This is a genomic window from Micromonospora sp. WMMD736, from assembly GCF_049179015.1.
GTDB lineage: Bacteria > Actinomycetota > Actinomycetes > Mycobacteriales > Micromonosporaceae > Micromonospora.
In genome coordinates this window covers 4018622-4034157 of record NZ_JBMHMI010000001.1, presented here as the reverse complement: position 1 = coordinate 4034157, position 15536 = coordinate 4018622, and the positions used below count along the sequence as shown (strand labels likewise).

The 15536-nt window shown below is 72.3% G+C and carries 15 protein-coding genes; 11 read left to right on the top strand and 4 right to left on the bottom strand.

The features are described from left to right. Nucleotides 1-12: 12 nt before the first annotated feature. Complete coding sequence (locus ACN269_RS17960) at nucleotides 13-1119, bottom strand: hypothetical protein (RefSeq protein WP_421473521.1); 1107 nt, start codon at nucleotides 1117-1119, stop codon at nucleotides 13-15. A gap of 200 nt (nucleotides 1120-1319) precedes the next feature. Between ACN269_RS17960 and ispF the strand changes: the two genes are divergently transcribed. After that, nucleotides 1320-1805 carry a 2-C-methyl-D-erythritol 2,4-cyclodiphosphate synthase gene (ispF, locus tag ACN269_RS17955; protein WP_421476398.1) on the top strand — a complete coding sequence of 162 codons (486 nt, stop codon included), beginning with the start codon at nucleotides 1320-1322 and terminating at the stop codon, nucleotides 1803-1805. A 10-nt stretch (nucleotides 1806-1815) separates the two neighbouring features. After that, nucleotides 1816-2844 (top strand): tetratricopeptide repeat protein, encoded by a 1029-nt coding sequence (locus ACN269_RS17950; RefSeq protein WP_421473520.1) that lies wholly within the window; start codon nucleotides 1816-1818, stop codon nucleotides 2842-2844. A gap of 155 nt (nucleotides 2845-2999) precedes the next feature. On the opposite strand, the gene ACN269_RS17945 is transcribed toward ACN269_RS17950, so the two are convergent. Continuing rightward, nucleotides 3000-4166 (bottom strand): homogentisate 1,2-dioxygenase, encoded by a 1167-nt coding sequence (locus ACN269_RS17945; RefSeq protein ID WP_421473519.1) that lies wholly within the window; start codon nucleotides 4164-4166, stop codon nucleotides 3000-3002. Between the two features lie 95 nt (nucleotides 4167-4261). Between ACN269_RS17945 and ACN269_RS17940 the strand changes: the two genes are divergently transcribed. From ACN269_RS17940 to ACN269_RS17900, 9 genes are all read left to right on the top strand, one after another. Further along, nucleotides 4262-5131 (top strand): hypothetical protein, encoded by an 870-nt coding sequence (locus tag ACN269_RS17940; protein ID WP_421473518.1) that lies wholly within the window; start codon nucleotides 4262-4264, stop codon nucleotides 5129-5131. After that, nucleotides 5128-6324, top strand: coding sequence for a fumarylacetoacetase (fahA, locus tag ACN269_RS17935; RefSeq protein ID WP_421473517.1), 1197 nt, complete (start codon nucleotides 5128-5130; stop codon nucleotides 6322-6324). The genes ACN269_RS17940 and fahA overlap by 4 nt, the downstream gene beginning before the upstream one ends. A 156-nt stretch (nucleotides 6325-6480) precedes the next feature. Continuing rightward, a complete protein-coding gene (locus tag ACN269_RS17930) occupies nucleotides 6481-6690 on the top strand; it encodes a DUF397 domain-containing protein (RefSeq protein WP_421473516.1) in 210 nt (69 codons plus the stop codon). 111 nt (nucleotides 6691-6801) lie between these two features. Beyond that, nucleotides 6802-7284, top strand: coding sequence for an SRPBCC family protein (locus ACN269_RS17925; protein WP_421473515.1), 483 nt, complete (start codon nucleotides 6802-6804; stop codon nucleotides 7282-7284). An 84-nt stretch (nucleotides 7285-7368) separates the two neighbouring features. After that, nucleotides 7369-8622 (top strand): PQQ-binding-like beta-propeller repeat protein, encoded by a 1254-nt coding sequence (locus tag ACN269_RS17920; RefSeq protein ID WP_421473514.1) that lies wholly within the window; start codon nucleotides 7369-7371, stop codon nucleotides 8620-8622. Nucleotides 8623-8709: 87 nt separating this feature from the next. Next, nucleotides 8710-9090 carry an LPXTG cell wall anchor domain-containing protein gene (locus ACN269_RS17915; protein ID WP_421473513.1) on the top strand — a complete coding sequence of 127 codons (381 nt, stop codon included), beginning with the start codon at nucleotides 8710-8712 and terminating at the stop codon, nucleotides 9088-9090. 77 nt (nucleotides 9091-9167) lie between these two features. Continuing rightward, complete coding sequence (locus ACN269_RS17910; protein ID WP_421473512.1) at nucleotides 9168-11660, top strand: Ig-like domain-containing protein; 2493 nt, start codon at nucleotides 9168-9170, stop codon at nucleotides 11658-11660. 111 nt (nucleotides 11661-11771) lie between these two features. After that, the gene (locus ACN269_RS17905) at nucleotides 11772-12326 is read left to right on the top strand and encodes a hypothetical protein (protein WP_421473511.1); all 555 of its coding nucleotides are present in this window, start codon (nucleotides 11772-11774) and stop codon (nucleotides 12324-12326) included. A gap of 217 nt (nucleotides 12327-12543) precedes the next feature. After that, a complete protein-coding gene (locus ACN269_RS17900) occupies nucleotides 12544-13332 on the top strand; it encodes a hypothetical protein (RefSeq protein ID WP_421473510.1) in 789 nt (262 codons plus the stop codon). Nucleotides 13333-13405: 73 nt separating this feature from the next. Here ACN269_RS17900 and hisC read toward each other — a convergent pair whose 3' ends face one another. Both hisC and ACN269_RS17890 read right to left on the bottom strand, forming a co-directional pair. Further along, nucleotides 13406-14509, bottom strand: a complete 1104-nt coding sequence (hisC, locus tag ACN269_RS17895; RefSeq protein ID WP_421473509.1) for a histidinol-phosphate transaminase — start codon at nucleotides 14507-14509, stop codon at nucleotides 13406-13408. Then, entirely contained in the window at nucleotides 14506-15525 is a 1020-nt protein-coding gene (locus tag ACN269_RS17890; protein ID WP_421473508.1) for an RDD family protein, read from the bottom strand. Before ACN269_RS17890 ends, hisC begins: the two co-directional genes overlap by 4 nt. Nucleotides 15526-15536 lie beyond the last annotated feature (11 nt).

Genomic DNA, 15536 nt, shown 5'->3' with positions numbered 1-15536 from the left:
TCACGCCGTGGCTCAGATATCAGTCGTCGTGGTGGCCCGTCGGAGTCTGTCGCGCACGACATAACGCTGGCCCTGCGTGAAGGCGCTGCCCCTGCCCCTCGCTAGGTGGGGAACCGGCTGTCGCAGGGTGAGGTGGCCTTGCATCCCAGGCTCGGTCAAACCGAAGACCTGATAACGCCCGTCGGTCCAGCCGAGCTTTCGGCTGGCTTCGATGATGTCGGCGACTCGTGCGTCGCGCGCCTGCCCTGTGGCGCGTAGCCGGTTGATCTCTCCGGCGGACCAATCGACATTGTCGACGCGGAACAAGATTTTCGGTACTTCCGGGTGAATCTGCTGCTGGGAGTAGAAGGCCAGGTATTCCACCGGCTGAAAGGCGCGGCCAGCCTGGCACACATAGGCGCGTACGGACTCGTAGAGCCCCCAGGCATCCCGAGCCGGCACCACGACGGTGTCCTGTCGTGGTAATGGTCGGGCCGCGTGTACGTGGGTGACCCGCTCGTTGTTCGCAAGCCAGTTGGCCGCGTCGGGGTCGGCCCAACCCAGCACATCGATCATCTGCGTGAGGCGGAATGGTACGTCGGCTGCGAGTAGCGAGTCGTGGTGAGCCAGGCGGTTGCGAAAGACGCGCAACCTTTCCAGGGCGGCCACGACGTCGTTCCGCTTGCCGGAGGAGTGTGGAAACGCCTTGTGGATGGCTTCTCGCCACAGCTGCTCGTGCTTGGGACCCAGCAGGTTGACCCAGAACCCGAAGCTCAGGCCGGCGATGACCTGATCGCGCTTCTCCTTGCTGCTGTTCTCGCTGCGCAACCGGTTGCGGACCTGCAGAACGCTCTGGTCGATGCTGTCCTGGACGGCCTTGGTGGCGCTGATCGGCAACAGGAACCAGGGAATCCCGCGCTCGGCCTCGTTGAAGTGCCTCTGCATCGCCGTATCGATGGCATTTCGCACGACGACTTCGACGTAATGGAACGCCTCGAAGGATGCGGCGGACAACGCGACATTCCACTCGTAGAGCTCGCATGCTTTGCTGTGGTCACCGCCGGCCGCGTCGAGGTAGGAGCCGAAGCGGCTGGGGGAGACCCACTGGGGCATGGTCTGCAGGAAGGGGTGCTGCGCCATTCGTCAAATGATAGGGAGAATCACGCCCGCGAGCGGTGGCTGAACGACGTGTCCCGGAAAAGATTAGAGCCCCAGGAGCATGCGATAGGCAGAGGCAACCTGGGGCGTTCGGCCCGAAGGTACCCCCGGGGCAATCGGATGTCAAGACCACTTGAGCGTGGAGTGGGGCGCGATCCGTCCGTGGTGACGCGTAACCTCGGATCATGATCGTTCCTCGGGTGGCCATCGGCACCGACGTGCACGCGTTCGAGCCTGGCCGACCCTGCTGGGTTGCCGGCCTGCTCTGGCCCGACCAGGACGGTCTCGCCGGCCACTCGGATGCCGACGTCGCCGCCCACGCCGCCTGCAACGCGCTGCTCTCCGCCGCCGGTCTCGGTGATCTCGGCTCCGCGTTCGGCGTGGACCAGCCCGAGTGGGCCGGGGCCTCCGGCGTGGCGCTGCTGGCCGAGACGGCCCGCCGGGTCCGGGCCGCCGGCCTGGCGATCGGCAACGTGTCCGTGCAGGTCATCGGCAATCGACCCAAGATCGGTCGCCGTCGGGAGGAGGCTCAGCAGGTGCTCTCCGAGGCCGTCGGCGCCCCCGTGACCGTCTCCGCCGCGACCACCGACGGGCTCGGCTTCGCCGGCCGTGAGGAAGGTCTGACGGGCATCGCCGTGGCTCTGGTGTACGACTCCCCGGCCGCCTAGGATCGCCGCGATGTCCACCGATCCCGCCCCCGACCGGTACGCCGCCGACGGCTACCTCGAACGCGCCCAGCTCCTCGCCGAGCTGGGCCGCCACGACGAGGCGGCCGGCGAGTTGACCGAAGGGCTCGCGCTGAAGCCCGCCGACGCGGACGCCCTCACCATGCTGGCCCGGGTGCATCTCGCCGCCGACCGACCGGTCGAGGCACTCACCGCCGCCGACTCGGCCGTGGCCGCCGCACCGGACGCCCCTCCGGCGCTCGTGGTGCGGGCGATGGCGCTGGCCGACCTGGGGCGGTACGCCGAGGCGGCCGCCATCGCCGACCAGCTGTTGGCGCTCGGGCCGGCCGACGCGTACGCCCAGCGCAGCGCTGCGGCGATCCTGGCCGACGCGCGCAACGGCCAGCCGGCGCTGAACGCGGCCTGGCGTGGGGTCGAGCTGGCCCCCCAGGAGCCGCAGGCGCACCTGGTGCTCGCCCTGGTCGCGGCCCGGCTGGAGCTGTTCGACCTGGCCGAGCGGGCCTACCGGGAGGCGCTGCGGCTCGACCCCCGCCTCACCGAGGTCGGGCACGACGTCGGCGTTCTGCGCCTGGAGCAGCGCCGCTGGTCGACGGCGCTGGAGCAGGTGGCCGAGACGGTGGCGCTCGGCCCCAGCCGGATCGACTCGCCGCGGACCCTCGCGCACGGCGTGCACCGACTGGTGCTCTACGGCGCGGGCTGGTCGCTGGTCGCCGCGGTGGTGGTCGCGTTCGTGGCGTCGACGAACGACGGGCTCTCCCGGGTCGTGGCGGTGCTCGCCGCTTTGATCGGCGGCGTCGTGGTGTGGCAGCTCGTGGCCCGGCTTCCGGGGTTCACCCGGACCGTCCTGCCGACCATGCTGCACGCCGACCGGACGATGGCCCTGGCCATCTACGCCGTGGCGGCCGCGCCGCTGCTGCTACTCGTGTACGCCATGGTCGGCTCGCCGTGGCCGCTGGTGCTCGCCATCGCCGCCACGGCGACAGCCGAGTTCGCCGCCTTCACCAGAACAACCACCCGCTGACCCAACCTCCGGCAACCCAACCCACGGCGCAACCCAGAAGATCAACAAGCGTCACCCAGCGCGCCTAGGTCAGGGTTTTCGCCGGAGCCCGCCCGCGTCGGGATCAAGCCTGACCGCCCAGAGCGGGTGGGCTCCGGCGAAAACCCCAAGGGCGACTAGACGGAACGCGCCCACGTCCAGGCGTACCCCTCGTCTTCGCAGGCGCGGGCCGCGTCGCAGAGGTCGAGGGGGCGGAAGGTGTCGACCATGACGGCCAGCTCGTCGAAGTAGTCCGCGCCGATGGAGCGTTCGGCGGCGCCCGGCTGGGGGCCGTGGGTGAATCCGGACGGGTGCAGCGAGATCGAGCCCTGCTCGATGCCGGAGCCGCGCCGGGCCTCGTAGTTGCCGCCGGTGTAGAAGAGCATCTCGTCGGAGTCGACGTTGTGGTGGTTGTACGGCACCGGGATCGACTGCGGGTGGTAGTCGACCTTGCGGGGCACGAAGGAGCAGATGACGAAGTTGGGCCCCTGGAAGGTCTGGTGCACCGGCGGGGGCTGGTGGATCCGGCCGGTGATCGGCTCGAAGTCGTGGATGGAGAACGCCCACGGGTAGAGGTGCCCGTCCCAGCCGACCACGTCGAACGGGTGGTTCGCGTAGACGTGGCGGGTCCAACCGCGTCGGTGCCGGACCAGCACCTCGACCTCCGCGCCGTCGACGAGCAGCGGCGTGTCGGGGCCGCGGACGTCGCGCTCGCAGTACGGGGAGTGCTCCAGGAACTGCCCGCGTACGGAGAGGTAGCGCTTGGGCGGGCCGATGTGCCCGGACGCCTCGACGGTGAGCAGTCGTACCGGCTGGTCGCCGGTGGGTACCAGTCGGTGGATGGTCGAGGTGGGGATGACGACGTAGTCACCGGCGACCGCGTCCAGGGCCCCGAACGGCGACTCGACCCGCAGGGTGCCGGCCTCGACGTACAGGCAGTGGTCGCCGGTGGCGTCGCGGAACAGCGGGGAGGGCCGGTCGGCCAGGACGTACCCGATGCGGACGTCATCGTTGGCGAGCAGGTACTGCCGGCCGAGGACCGGGTCGGCGGCGCCGGCGTCGAGCTTGTGGGTGCGCAGGTGGCGGGGCTTGAGCGGCAGGTTCGGCGTCCGGGTGAACGTGGGCGGGGTGAACTCGTCGGCGGCGAGGATCGCGGTGGGCGCGTGCCGGTGGTAGAGCAGGGACGAGTCGGAGGAGAAACCCTCCTGCCCCATCAGCTCCTCGGCGTAGAGGGTGCCGTCGGGCTGGCGGAACTGGGTGTGGCGCTTGCGCGGAACCTCGCCGACGCTGCGGTAGTACGGCATCTCGCCTCCCGATATATCCCGTTCACCCGGCCGAGGGCGTCCGATAATCGGACGCTGTTGTCCGTTCCTTGTAGCGTCCCGTAGATTCTTGTTCCGTGTCAACGCAGGTGCCCGCGCTCCTCGACGGCCTGGTGGACGACGCCGCCGTCTTCCCTCCGGGCAGCGCCACGCTGCTCGACGCTCTGAAGGCACACCGTCAGCACCGCGCCGGCTGGTACGCGGACCTGGTCGGCCCGCTGCTCGTCCCCGCCTCGACCGTGGCGTCGGGCGACCTGAATCGTCTCGTCGACCCGGCCGAGGGCTTCGTGATCGGGATGATCGGTGACACCGGGATCACCCAGCTGCCGTTCGCGCTCTCGTTCCTGCCGCCGGACGGCGTCACGGCCCGCCAGGTCGAGGTGGCCGTCGCCAAGCGGGGCGAGGACCCGCTGCCCGGCCTCGCCGACCTGCTGCGGCTGACCGGGACCCTCCCGGGCGTCGAGGCCGTCTACGCCGAGCTGCCGCTGACCTTCGGCCTGATGGGCGCGCTGGACGCGCTCGCCGCCGCCCGGGCCGACGGCGTGCCGATCGCCGCCAAGTTCCGCACCGGCGGCCTCGCCGCAGAGCTGTTCCCCACCCCGGCCGAGCTGGCGGCGGTGCTCTGCGCCTGCCGCGACCGCGACCTGCCGTTCAAGCTCACCGCCGGACTGCACCAGGCGGTGCGGCACCTCGACCCGGAGACCGGGTTCACCCACCACGGTTACGCCAACGTGCTGGCCGCGACGCTCGCCGCCGCCGACGGGGAGAGCGTGCGGGTGGTCGCCGAGTTGCTGGCCGCCCTCGATCCACGTCCGCTGCTCGAACGCGTCGACGGACGGCTGGACGCGCCGCGCCCGCTCTGGGTCGGCTTCGGCTCGTGCAGCATCCTGGAACCACTTACCGATCTGATCCGGCTGGGGCTGGTGAACGGGGGCTACGACGGATGACCTGGGTGAGCGGCGTTGACGGTTCGCCGTACGGCGTGACGAACCTGCCGTACGGGGTGTTCTCCTCGGGCGGGGACGAGCCGCGGATCGGGGTGCGCGTCGCCTCGTGGGTGTTCGACCTGGCCGGGGCGGAGGCCGCCGGACTGGTGCTCGCCGCGGGCGCGCTGGGCCGGCCCACCCTCAACGACTTCATGGCGCTCGGGCGCCCGCAGTGGACGGCGGTCCGCCAGCGGATCGTGGAGCTGCTCACCGACCCGGCGCACCGGCCGGCGGTCGAGCCGCTGCTGGTGCCCCTGGCCGACGTGGAGTTGCTGCTGCCGTTCGAGGTGGCCGACTACGTCGACTTCTACTCCTCGGAGCACCACGCGTCGAACGTCGGGCAGATCTTCCGGCCGGGCCAGCCGCCGCTGCTGCCCAACTGGAAGCACCTGCCGATCGGCTACCACGGCCGCGCCGGGACCGTGGTGGTCTCCGGCACGCCGGTGGTCCGGCCCGTCGGGCAGCGGGCGTCCGCCGATGGTCCGGTGACCGGCCCGTCGGTACGCCTCGACATCGAGGCCGAGGTCGGCTTCGTGGTGGGCGTGCCCAGCGCGCTGGGCGACCGGGTCCCGGTGGACGACTTCGCCGATCACGTCTTCGGGGTGGTGCTGGTCAACGACTGGTCGGCCCGCGACATCCAGGCGTGGGAGTATCAGCCGCTCGGCCCGTTCCTCGGCAAGTCCTTCGCCACCTCGGTCTCGGCCTGGGTGACCCCGCTGGAAGCCTTGGCCGACGCCTTCGTGCCGGCTCCGGACCAGGACCCGCCGGTCGTCGACTACCTGCGCGACGTGCCGCACCTGGGGCTCGACCTGCGGCTGGCGGTCGAGTGGAACGGCGAACGGGTCAGCGAGCCGCCGTTCGCCGGCATGTACTGGACGCCGGCCCAGCAGTTGGCGCACCTGACCGTCAACGGCGCGTCCCTGCGCACCGGCGACCTGTACGCCTCGGGCACCGTCTCCGGCCCGGAGCGCTCCCAGGTCGGCTCGTTCCTGGAACTGACCTGGGGCGGTGCCGAGCCGGCGAAGGTCGGCGCCGAGAGCCGTACCTTCCTCGCCGACGGCGACACCGTCACCATCACCGCCACCGCGCCCGGGCCGGACGGCACCACCATCGCCCTGGGCGAGGTCACCGGAACGGTCCAGCCGGCCCGCTGAGGCGTCCGCCTCCCGGCCGTCCCATCGACGAGACTCTTGGTCGCACCGTCTGTGCGATAACCACCCCCCGGTTACCCCGTTGATCACGCGGATCCGTCGCCCCGCCACTCCTTGCGGAAGTGGTGGGGCGTCCCGACGTACACGGAGGTAACAACGATGCACGATCTCACCGGAGCGCTCTGGCGCACCAGCAGCCGGTCCAACGATCAGGGGCTGTGCGTGGAGGTGGCGGACAACCTGGTCGACGTGATCGGCCTGGTCGCGGTCCGCGACTCCAAGGACCAGAGCGGCCCCACACTGGCTGTCAGCCCGCCGGGATGGACAGCGTTCGTCGGCGCGATCAGGTCTGGTCGCTTCGACCACTGAGCGGTGTCGCACCGCCGAAACGGACAACGTGGCCTCCGGGTGGTGGAAATTCCGTCCGGGGGCCTCGTCCGGCCCGCACCGCGCGTACCGTCGGTGGCACGGGAGGGTGACATGTCGACGGTCGCGGTTACCGGTTTCATCGAGGCGCACGCCGTCGATGTCTGGTGCCTGTTGACCGACCTGTCCGGCCGCGCCGCCCGACTGACCGGGGCCGGCCCGGTCGAGGTGCTGACCCCGGGCCCGTTCGGCCCGGGCACCGCGTGGCGTGCGGAGCGCGCCCAGCCGGGCGGCGGCACTCTCACCGAGGAGTTCCTGGTGGTGGAGGCGGTCGCGCCGCAGCGGCTGGTGCTCTGCTCCTCCGGTGCTGGCGCGGATTACCGGATCACCTGGCGTCTGCGTCCGGCCCGACGACGTCGCCGCCCGTGTACGGCGGTCACCGTCACCCAGGAGGCGGTGCCGACCGATCCGTACGGTCGGGTGGTGGCCCTGCTGCTGGGTGGCCTCGCCGCCCGGGCGGTCGAGGTGGCGCTCCGGCGTGACCTCGCCGACCTGGCCGTCGCGGCCGGCGCAGCCAACTCGCTCGAAGCGGCCTGAGCGCGCGTGCCAGGAGCTTGACCCGTACAACCTGACCGGGCTCCGACCCACTGCGCTGGGTAGGGTGCCGGGCGGAGGTGCGGCATGGGGTTCCCGAGGGGCCGGCGACGGCTCGTGCTGGCGGTGGCGGTGCTACTCGCCGTGGCGGCCGTCGCGGTCGTCGTCCATCGGGTGCTCGCGCCGGCCGAGGTGAGTACGCCGGCCCGTGCGGACTATCCGGCAGCGCCCCAACCTGTGCCCGGTGTGATCGGCCGTCTGCCGGTCGCCCCGTTGATCGTGGACGGGAGGCTGCGGGTGTACGCCGCCCACCGCCAGGTCTACGCGGACCGGCCGGTCGACGGCCGCTACCGGACCACGCCGTTCTGGTCGTACCGGCGTTGGCCGGCGGAGTTGACCGGGGTGGTGGCCAGCGGTCGTACCGTCGTCAGTCGCTGGTCCGACGGTCAGCTCGTCGCCCTCGACGCGGCCACCGGTCGGGTGCGGTGGCGCGCCGAGGGTCCGGCCGAGCCCGGCGCGGTGAACCGACGTACCTGGGCGGCCGTCGTCTGGAACCCGCCGGGGCTCTACCGCGTTGGTTTGCGCGACGGACGGATGGCGCTCGTGGTGACGGGCGACCGGGAGGCGCGCGCCGTCGAGCTGACGGACGGCCGGGAACTGTGGCGGGTCGCGCTGCCCGGTCCCTGCCGCGGTGACGTGGGCACCACGGTGACCGGCCAGCTGGTCGGGCTGGACACCTGCGCGGGGCCGGCCACTGTCGAGTTCCGCGACGGCGCCACCGGCGTGGTGCGGGAGCGCTGGCGACCGGACGAGTCTCCGGACGGGTTGGTGGTGACTCCGCTGGGTTGCCGTAGCGGACGATCGGACTGTGCCGGCCTGCGCACCGCCGGACCTGGCGACGCGGGTGGTCGGGGGTGGCTGGTGGGCGTGGGTGCTCCCGTTGCCGCACCGTCCCTGGACCCGGCCGGCGTGGCCGTGGTCGACGAGGTGGCGGTGACCGTGCGCGACGGGACGGCGGTGGGCCGTTCGACGCGTTCCGACGCCGACCTGTGGCGGATCGGTGGTCTGGGTCCGGGGGCCCGGGTGCTCGCCGGGCAGCCCGGCCGGGTGTACCTGCTCACTCAGGAGAACGATCTGGTGACGCTGAACCCGGTGACCGGCGCGCAGCTGTCCCGCTTCCCAATGAACGTCGGCTCGGACGGTACCGGTTGGGAGCCGGGTGCGGTGTTCGCTGTGGACGGCTACCTGGCGCTGGAGCGGCTCCGGCGGCCGGTCGCGCCCGATGCCGATGATCAGCGGTACTTCCTGTCGTCCGAACCGGTGATCCTGGCGGCGGGCTGAGGTGCGGAGCCGGTAATCACGGCTCGGATTCACGTTCAGCGGTATCGTCCCCTCAATATCACTCTGCGTGACTCGGGGGTTACCGCCATGTCGCACCGACGACTTCCCGCCGTGCTGGTCGCCGGCCGGCTGGGTCTGGTCGCGCTCGCCGCCCTGGCGACGGTGCTCCTCGCGCCCGTTGCCCCGGGCGCCGTCGGTCAGCTCACGGCTCGGGCGGCGGTGGCGCCGAGTGCCGGCACCGGTGTCACCTTCGAGGTGCGTCCCGCGCCAACCACGGCTCCTCCCACGCAGCCGCCCACCCCGTCGGCCCAGCCGGCTCCCACCCGGACCGCCCAGCCGCAGCCGCCGAAGCACGGCGGCGAACTGCCGCGGACCGGGGTGGGGTCGTGGCCTCTTCTGCTGGTCGTGGCGGGCGCGACGCTCGTGGTAGGTGGGTGGCTGCTGCGTCGGCGGCGATCGGTCAATTAGCTAAATAGCGGACAAACAGCACCATACGTCCTTCAGACTGCTAGACGGCGGACAGCAGACTGAAGGGCTGGGCCTCAATGCGGTTTCTACGACGAACGGTGGCCATCGCCGCCGCCCTGTTCGTGTTGCTCGGCGGTCTCGTGGTCCTGCCCGCCCAACCGGCCCAGGCGGCGCTGGTCCGCAGCTTCAGCCCACGCTTCCAGGAGAGTGAGCGCGGGGACGTGGTGTTCGCCGGCAACACCCTGGTGACCTGCTCGACGCCCGCCGGCCCGTGCGCCACCGCCCAGACCGGCACCACCGCGAACAACAACGACTTCACCGCCCGCTACGTGGACGTGGACAGTGTCGCCGCGACGGCCAACTCCAGCAGCGCCACCCTCACCGTGCCGACCGGAGCCACCGTGCTGTGGGCCGGCCTCTGGTGGATGGGCAGTGCCGCGAGCGGCGATCCCGGACGCCCGAGCATCCGGCTCGCGCCGCCCGGTCAGCTCTACACGACCCTGCAAGGCCAGGTCAACACCGGCAAGGTGGCCACCAACGGTGGCGTCGCGTACTCGGCGTTCGCCGAGGTGACCTCGCTCGTCACCGCGAGCGGTAGCTACACGGTCGGCGGCCTGACCACCGCGTTGGGCGCCAACGCGCGTGGTGGGTGGGCCCTGGTGGCGGCGATCCGCGACCCCACCCAGCCGCTGCGCAACCTCGCGGTCTTCGACGGGTACGCCGAGATCAGTTCCGCCGCTGCCGACTCCCGGGTGACCACCACCATCTCCGGCTTCCGTACCCCCAGCTCGGGGGCGGTGACGGCGCGCATCGGGGCGATCGCCTCGGAGGGGGACGCCGGGCTGACCGGAGACGGCATCTCGTTCAACGGGGTGGCATTGAACGACGCGCTGAACCCGGCGACGAACTTCTTCAACAGCTCGATCACCCGGCTCGGCTCCCGGGTGACGGCGAAGAACCCGAACTACGTCAACCAGCTCGGCTTCGACATCGACTACCTGGCCGCGCCGGCCGGGTCGATCGGCAACGCGCAGACCTCCGCCACCGTGGCGTTCAGCACCGGTGGTGAGTCGTACGAGCCGATGGCGCTCTTCACCGCGATCGACATCCTGGAACCGGACGTCATCGCCACGAAGACGGTCGGCCGGGTGGGCGGCGGAAGCCGCGTCGAGCCCGGCGACCAGCTCGAGTACACGGTCTCGGTCACGTCCAGCGGCAACGAGAACGCCACCACGGTCCAGCTCACCGACGCCATCCCGCCGGCCACCACGTACGTGCCGGGATCGTTGAGCGTCAACGGCGTCAGTCGTACCGACGCCGCCGGTGACGACCAGGGCGGCTACGTCCTGGCCGGCAACCGGGTGGTCGCCAACCTCGGTACCGGCGCGACGGCGGCGGCCGGCGGCACGTTGGTCACGGGCGCGGTGAGCACGGTGCGCTTCCGCGCCCGGGTCGTGGACTCGCCGGCACCCGGTGTGACAGTGGCCAACCAGGCGAGCATCAGCTACGGGTCACCGACGTCGAGCACCATCTACACGGATCTCACCGACGACCCGTCGGCGGCCGGGGTCGGGGATCCCACCCGGACCGACATCAACGACAGCCCGCAGGCGCAGGCGGTCCAGGTCGGCACGGCCGAGGACACCGTGCTCACCTTCAGCCTGCGCGACTACGTGGTGGAGCCGGACGGGGACGAGGTCACCTTCACCGTCACGTCGACGTCTCCCGCGCAGGGGACACTGACCTGCACGCCGTCCGGTGCCTGCACCTACGTCCCGGCACCGAACGTCAGCGGGTCGGTGGGCTTCAACTACACCGTCTCCGACCCGTCCGGGCGGTCCGCCTCGGCGGCCGGGACGATCACCGTCGCCGCCGTCAACGACCCGCCGGTGGCGGTGGCCGACCGTGCGACCACCGCGGGCACGGCGCCGGTCGCGGTGAACGTGCTGACCAACGACACCGACGTGGACGGCGACCCGCTCTCCGTCGTGCCGGCGACCGGCGGGACGGGCCGCGGCAGCTTCGTGTGCGACACCGTGCGCTGCACGTACACGGCGGGAGCGGGCTTCGCCGGCGAGGACACCTTCGAGTACACGGTCCGCGACCCGGACGACGGTCGGGCCACGGGACGGGTCACCGTCGTGGTCAGTCCCGCGGCGGGTTCCGGCCTCTCGATCAGCGCGCCGGAGACGGCGGCCCTGCCCACTGTTCGGGTGGGCACCCCGACGGCCAACGGGGAGCTCGGCGCGGTCATGGTCACCGACGATCGCGGCGCGCAGTCCGGCAGTTGGACGGCGACGGTCTCGATCACCAGCTTCACGAGTGGCCGCGGTGGAGTGGTGTCGGGCGCCTCGGTGACGTACGCCTCGGGTCCTGCGGTGCAGACCATCGGCACCGGAACGTTCCTGCCGCAGTCGGGTGCGTCCCTGGGCGCTCCACAGATCGCCGCACGGTGGACCGGGGGCAGCGGACCGAACGAGGTGACGTGGAATCCGAGCCTCACGGTGGCGCTGGATCCGTCGCTGGTGGCCGGCACGTACGAGGCGACGATCGTGCATTCGGTCGCGTAAGAGGTACACAAAGCCCGAAAAAGCACAACCCCGACATAAGCCCATAAAATAGACATGTGGCTGATGTGGCCGCCGCCTACCGGCGTTACCGAACTGGAAGTGAGGAAGTCTATGCGCTCTCTTCGTATGGCGGCCTGCGCCGCCGTAGCCGTCGGGGCGGGCCTGGCGCTGGCCACCCCCGCGGTCGCCGCGCCCAACGACAGCACCGTCGTCACGTTCAACGTGGTCGGCGCCGGCCTCGACATCACCGCTCCCGAGACGGCAAGCCTCGGCAGCGGCCTGCCCGGCACGGTCCTCAGCGGCCCGATCGGCACCGTGCGGGTCACCGACCAGCGCGGCGCTCCCGACGCGTCCTGGACGGCCACCGTGACCTCGACCCACTTCGAGACCGGCGGCGGCAGCCCCAGCGAGCGGATCCTGGCCAGTCAGGTCGACTACTGGTCCGGCCCCGGCGCGGAGCAGCAGGGCAACGGAACCTTCACCCCCGGCCAGCTGACCTCGGCCAACGCCCAGCCGCTGGACACCGTCAACCCGCTCGTCGCCTTCACCCACACCGGCGGCACCGGCACCAACAGCGTCGCCTGGTCGCCGACGCTGAACGTGAACATCCCCGCGTCGGCCATCGTCGGCACCTACACCGGGACGGTGACACATTCGGTGGCCTGACCGGTTCGGGCGTCGTCTGGCGGCGGCGCTGGCCGCGCTGCTCGCCGCCACACCGGCTGCCCCGGCACACGCCGGGGCAGCCGCGCCCGATCCGGAGCGGGACAGGATCGGCATCCAGCTGCTGGAAGCACCCGTCGACCGGCGAGCGGACCCGCGCGCCCACACCTACATCATCGACCACCTCGCCCCCGGCAGCACGATCAGCCGTCAGGTCCGGGTGGTCAACCGCTCCGACACCCGGTACCGCCTGGAGCTGTATCCGGCCTCCGCGACCGTCGACGGCGGACAGTTCCGGTTCGGCGAGGGCCGCAGCGCCAACGAGCTGACCTCCTGGACGTCGCTGGACCGTTCCACCGTCACCCTCGGGCCGGGCGACGAGTCGGACCTGACCGCTACGATCCGGGTGCCGAAGGAGGCGTCGGCCGGCGAGCGGTACGCGGTGATCTGGGCCGCGGTCACCTCGGCGCCCAAGGACGGCGGCAACGTCACCCAGGTGCACCGGGTGGGCATCCGGGTCTACCTCGATGTCGGCGCGGGCGGGGAGCCGCCGTCCAGCTTCGCCATCGGCGACTTCACCGCCGGTCGGAGCGCCGAAGGGCAGGCCACCCTGGCCGTGGCGGTGCGCAACACCGGCGGTCGGGCGTTGGACCTGACCGGCACACTCTCGTTGGCCGAGGGGCCGGCGGGTGTCCGCGCCGGCCCGTTCGACGTCGTCGACGGGACCACGCTGGGCCCGGCGCAGTCCGGGTCGGTCACCGTCGCCCTACCCCCGAAGCTGCCCAACGGCCCGTGGCGTGCGGACCTCACCCTGACCAGCGGACTGGTCAAGGAGACCGCGAGCGCCACGATCACCTTCCCGGACCCGGGCGAGCCGGCCAGCACCTTCGGCCTCGACGACCTGTCGATGTTCGTCGGCGGTTCGCTCGTCGTCGGCCTGCTGCTCCTCGCCGGCCTGCTGCTCGTGGTGCGCCGCCGCCGGCAGACGCCACTGCCCGCCGCCGGCTGAGTTCGCCGCCCGAGCCCGCCGAGCCAACTGCCGTCCACCCGGTTCGCCCGTTGGGGGCGAACCGGGCCGACGGTCAGGTCAGCGCCGCCTCCGCGGCCGCCAGGAACGCGTCGTTCTCCGCCGGGGTGCCGATGGTGACCCGGACGCCGTCCCCGGCGAACGGCCGCACGATCACCCCACGGGCCTCGCACGCCTTGCCGAACGCCAGGGCCTGCTCGCCGAGCGGCAGCCAGACGAAGTTCGCCTGGCTGGTCGGCACGTCGGGCACGAACTTGCGCAGCGCCTCGGTGACCCGCTCCCGCTCGGCGACGACGAGCGCGCACCGGCGCTCCACCTCGTCGGCCTGGGCCAGCGCCGCGAGCGCGCCGGCCTGGGCGGCCGTGCTCGTCGAGAACGGCGTCACCACCTTGCGGACCGCCGCCGCCACCGCGGGCTGCGCGACCAGCCAGCCGATCCGCAGCCCCGCGAGGCCCCACGCCTTGGACAGCGTGCGCAGCACCGCCACGTTCGGCCGGCCGAGGTAGTCCAGGCCGTCCGGCACCTCGGGGTCGGTGACGAACTCCCGGTACGCCTCGTCGATGACCACCAGCACGTCGTCCGGCACCGCGTCGAGGAACCGGTCCAGCTCGGCCCGGCGGACGGCCGTACCGGTGGGGTTGTTCGGGTTGCAGACCAGGATCATCCGGGTCCGGTCGGTCACCGCCGCCGCCATGGCCGCCAGGTCGTGCCCGTGCCCGGCGTCGTTGGCGACCCGCACGCTCGTCGCGCCGCTGGTCGCCGCGATGATCGGGTACGCCTCGAACGACCGCCACGCGTACAGCACCTCGTCACCGGGGAGGCAGGTGGCCCGCACCAGGTGCTCGGCGAGCGCCACCGACCCACAGCCGGTGGCGATCCGGTCCGCGTCTACGCCGTACCGCTGGGCCAACGCGTCGCGCAGCGCGACCACGCCCATGTCCGGGTACCGGTGCGAGCCGCTGACCGCCTCGGTGACCGCCTCGACCACGCCCGGCAGCGGCCCGTACGGCACCTCGTTGCTGGCGAGCTTGATGGCCTCCGGCAGACCCAGCTCGCGGGCCAGGTCGGCGGGGCTGCGTCCGGGCACGTAGCTGGGCAGCGCGTCCAGGTCGACGCGCGTCAGTCGGACGGTCGGCTGGTGGCGTCCGGAGTCGGTCATGGGGTGTCTCCCGAGGGCTGAGGGTGATCGTCGGTGGCGGGGGGACCGGTGGTGGCGGGGACCTCGACGACCAGCGTCAGCGCGCGCCGGTCGTGCAGCGCCCGGCGCAGCGGGTGGTCGACGAGCGGGGACACGGAGTCGATGAGCTGGATCAGCAGGCCGATGCCGAAGCAGGGCCAGAGCAGGGTGGGCATGCCCAGCGTCGTCCATCGGCGCAGCGCCCGGCCGAAGCCCAACGGCTGGTCGGCCTCGATGGGGACGGCGCGGATCCGCATCACCCGCTTGCCGATGGTCTGTCCGTTGGCGGCCATGGCGGGCACCTCGTACGCCAGCCACAGCGCGGTGGCGATCGCCAGGATCGCCAGCTGGAGCAGCCCGGCTTGCTCGCCGATCGGCGGCAGTCCCTCGCTGGAGGTGTTGCCCTCCATGCCGCGCCGGAACGCCTCCCGCCAGTACGGCGTCAGCTCTTGCAGCCACCGCCACACGAACCAGCCGTTCACGAGCACGTTCAGCGCGAGGACCAAGGCGATGTCGATCAGTCGGGCGACGAGCCGTCGGCCGTAACCGGCCAGCCTGAGCCCGTGCGGGCGAGGCTCCGGCGGCCGGCCGGGCCAGCCGGGGGCCCAGCCGGGAGGCAGGCCCGGCGGACCCCAACCGGGCGGGGCGGCCTGCGGGTCGTAACCGGGCTGGGCGCCCTGCGGGCCCCAACCGGCGGGACCGCCCTGCGGGCCCCAGCCCGGGGGCGGGCCGGTGGGCGGGCCCCAGCCTGGGCCCGGACCGTGTCCCGGTTGCGCGGGCTGGCCGGGGTGCGGCGGCCAGCCCGGCGCGGTCTCCGCCGCGGGGGAGCCGGCCGGTGCGGCCGGGGCGACCGGCACGGGTGGCGGCTCGGGCGGGGGCGGTCCGTCGGGCGGGGTCGCGTCGACGGGAATGGGCGCGCCCAGCCAACCCTCGCCGTCCCAGTAGCGACGGGTCTCCTGGTCGGCGGGGTCGACGTACCAGCCGGGCTCCACGCTCACGCCGACGCTCC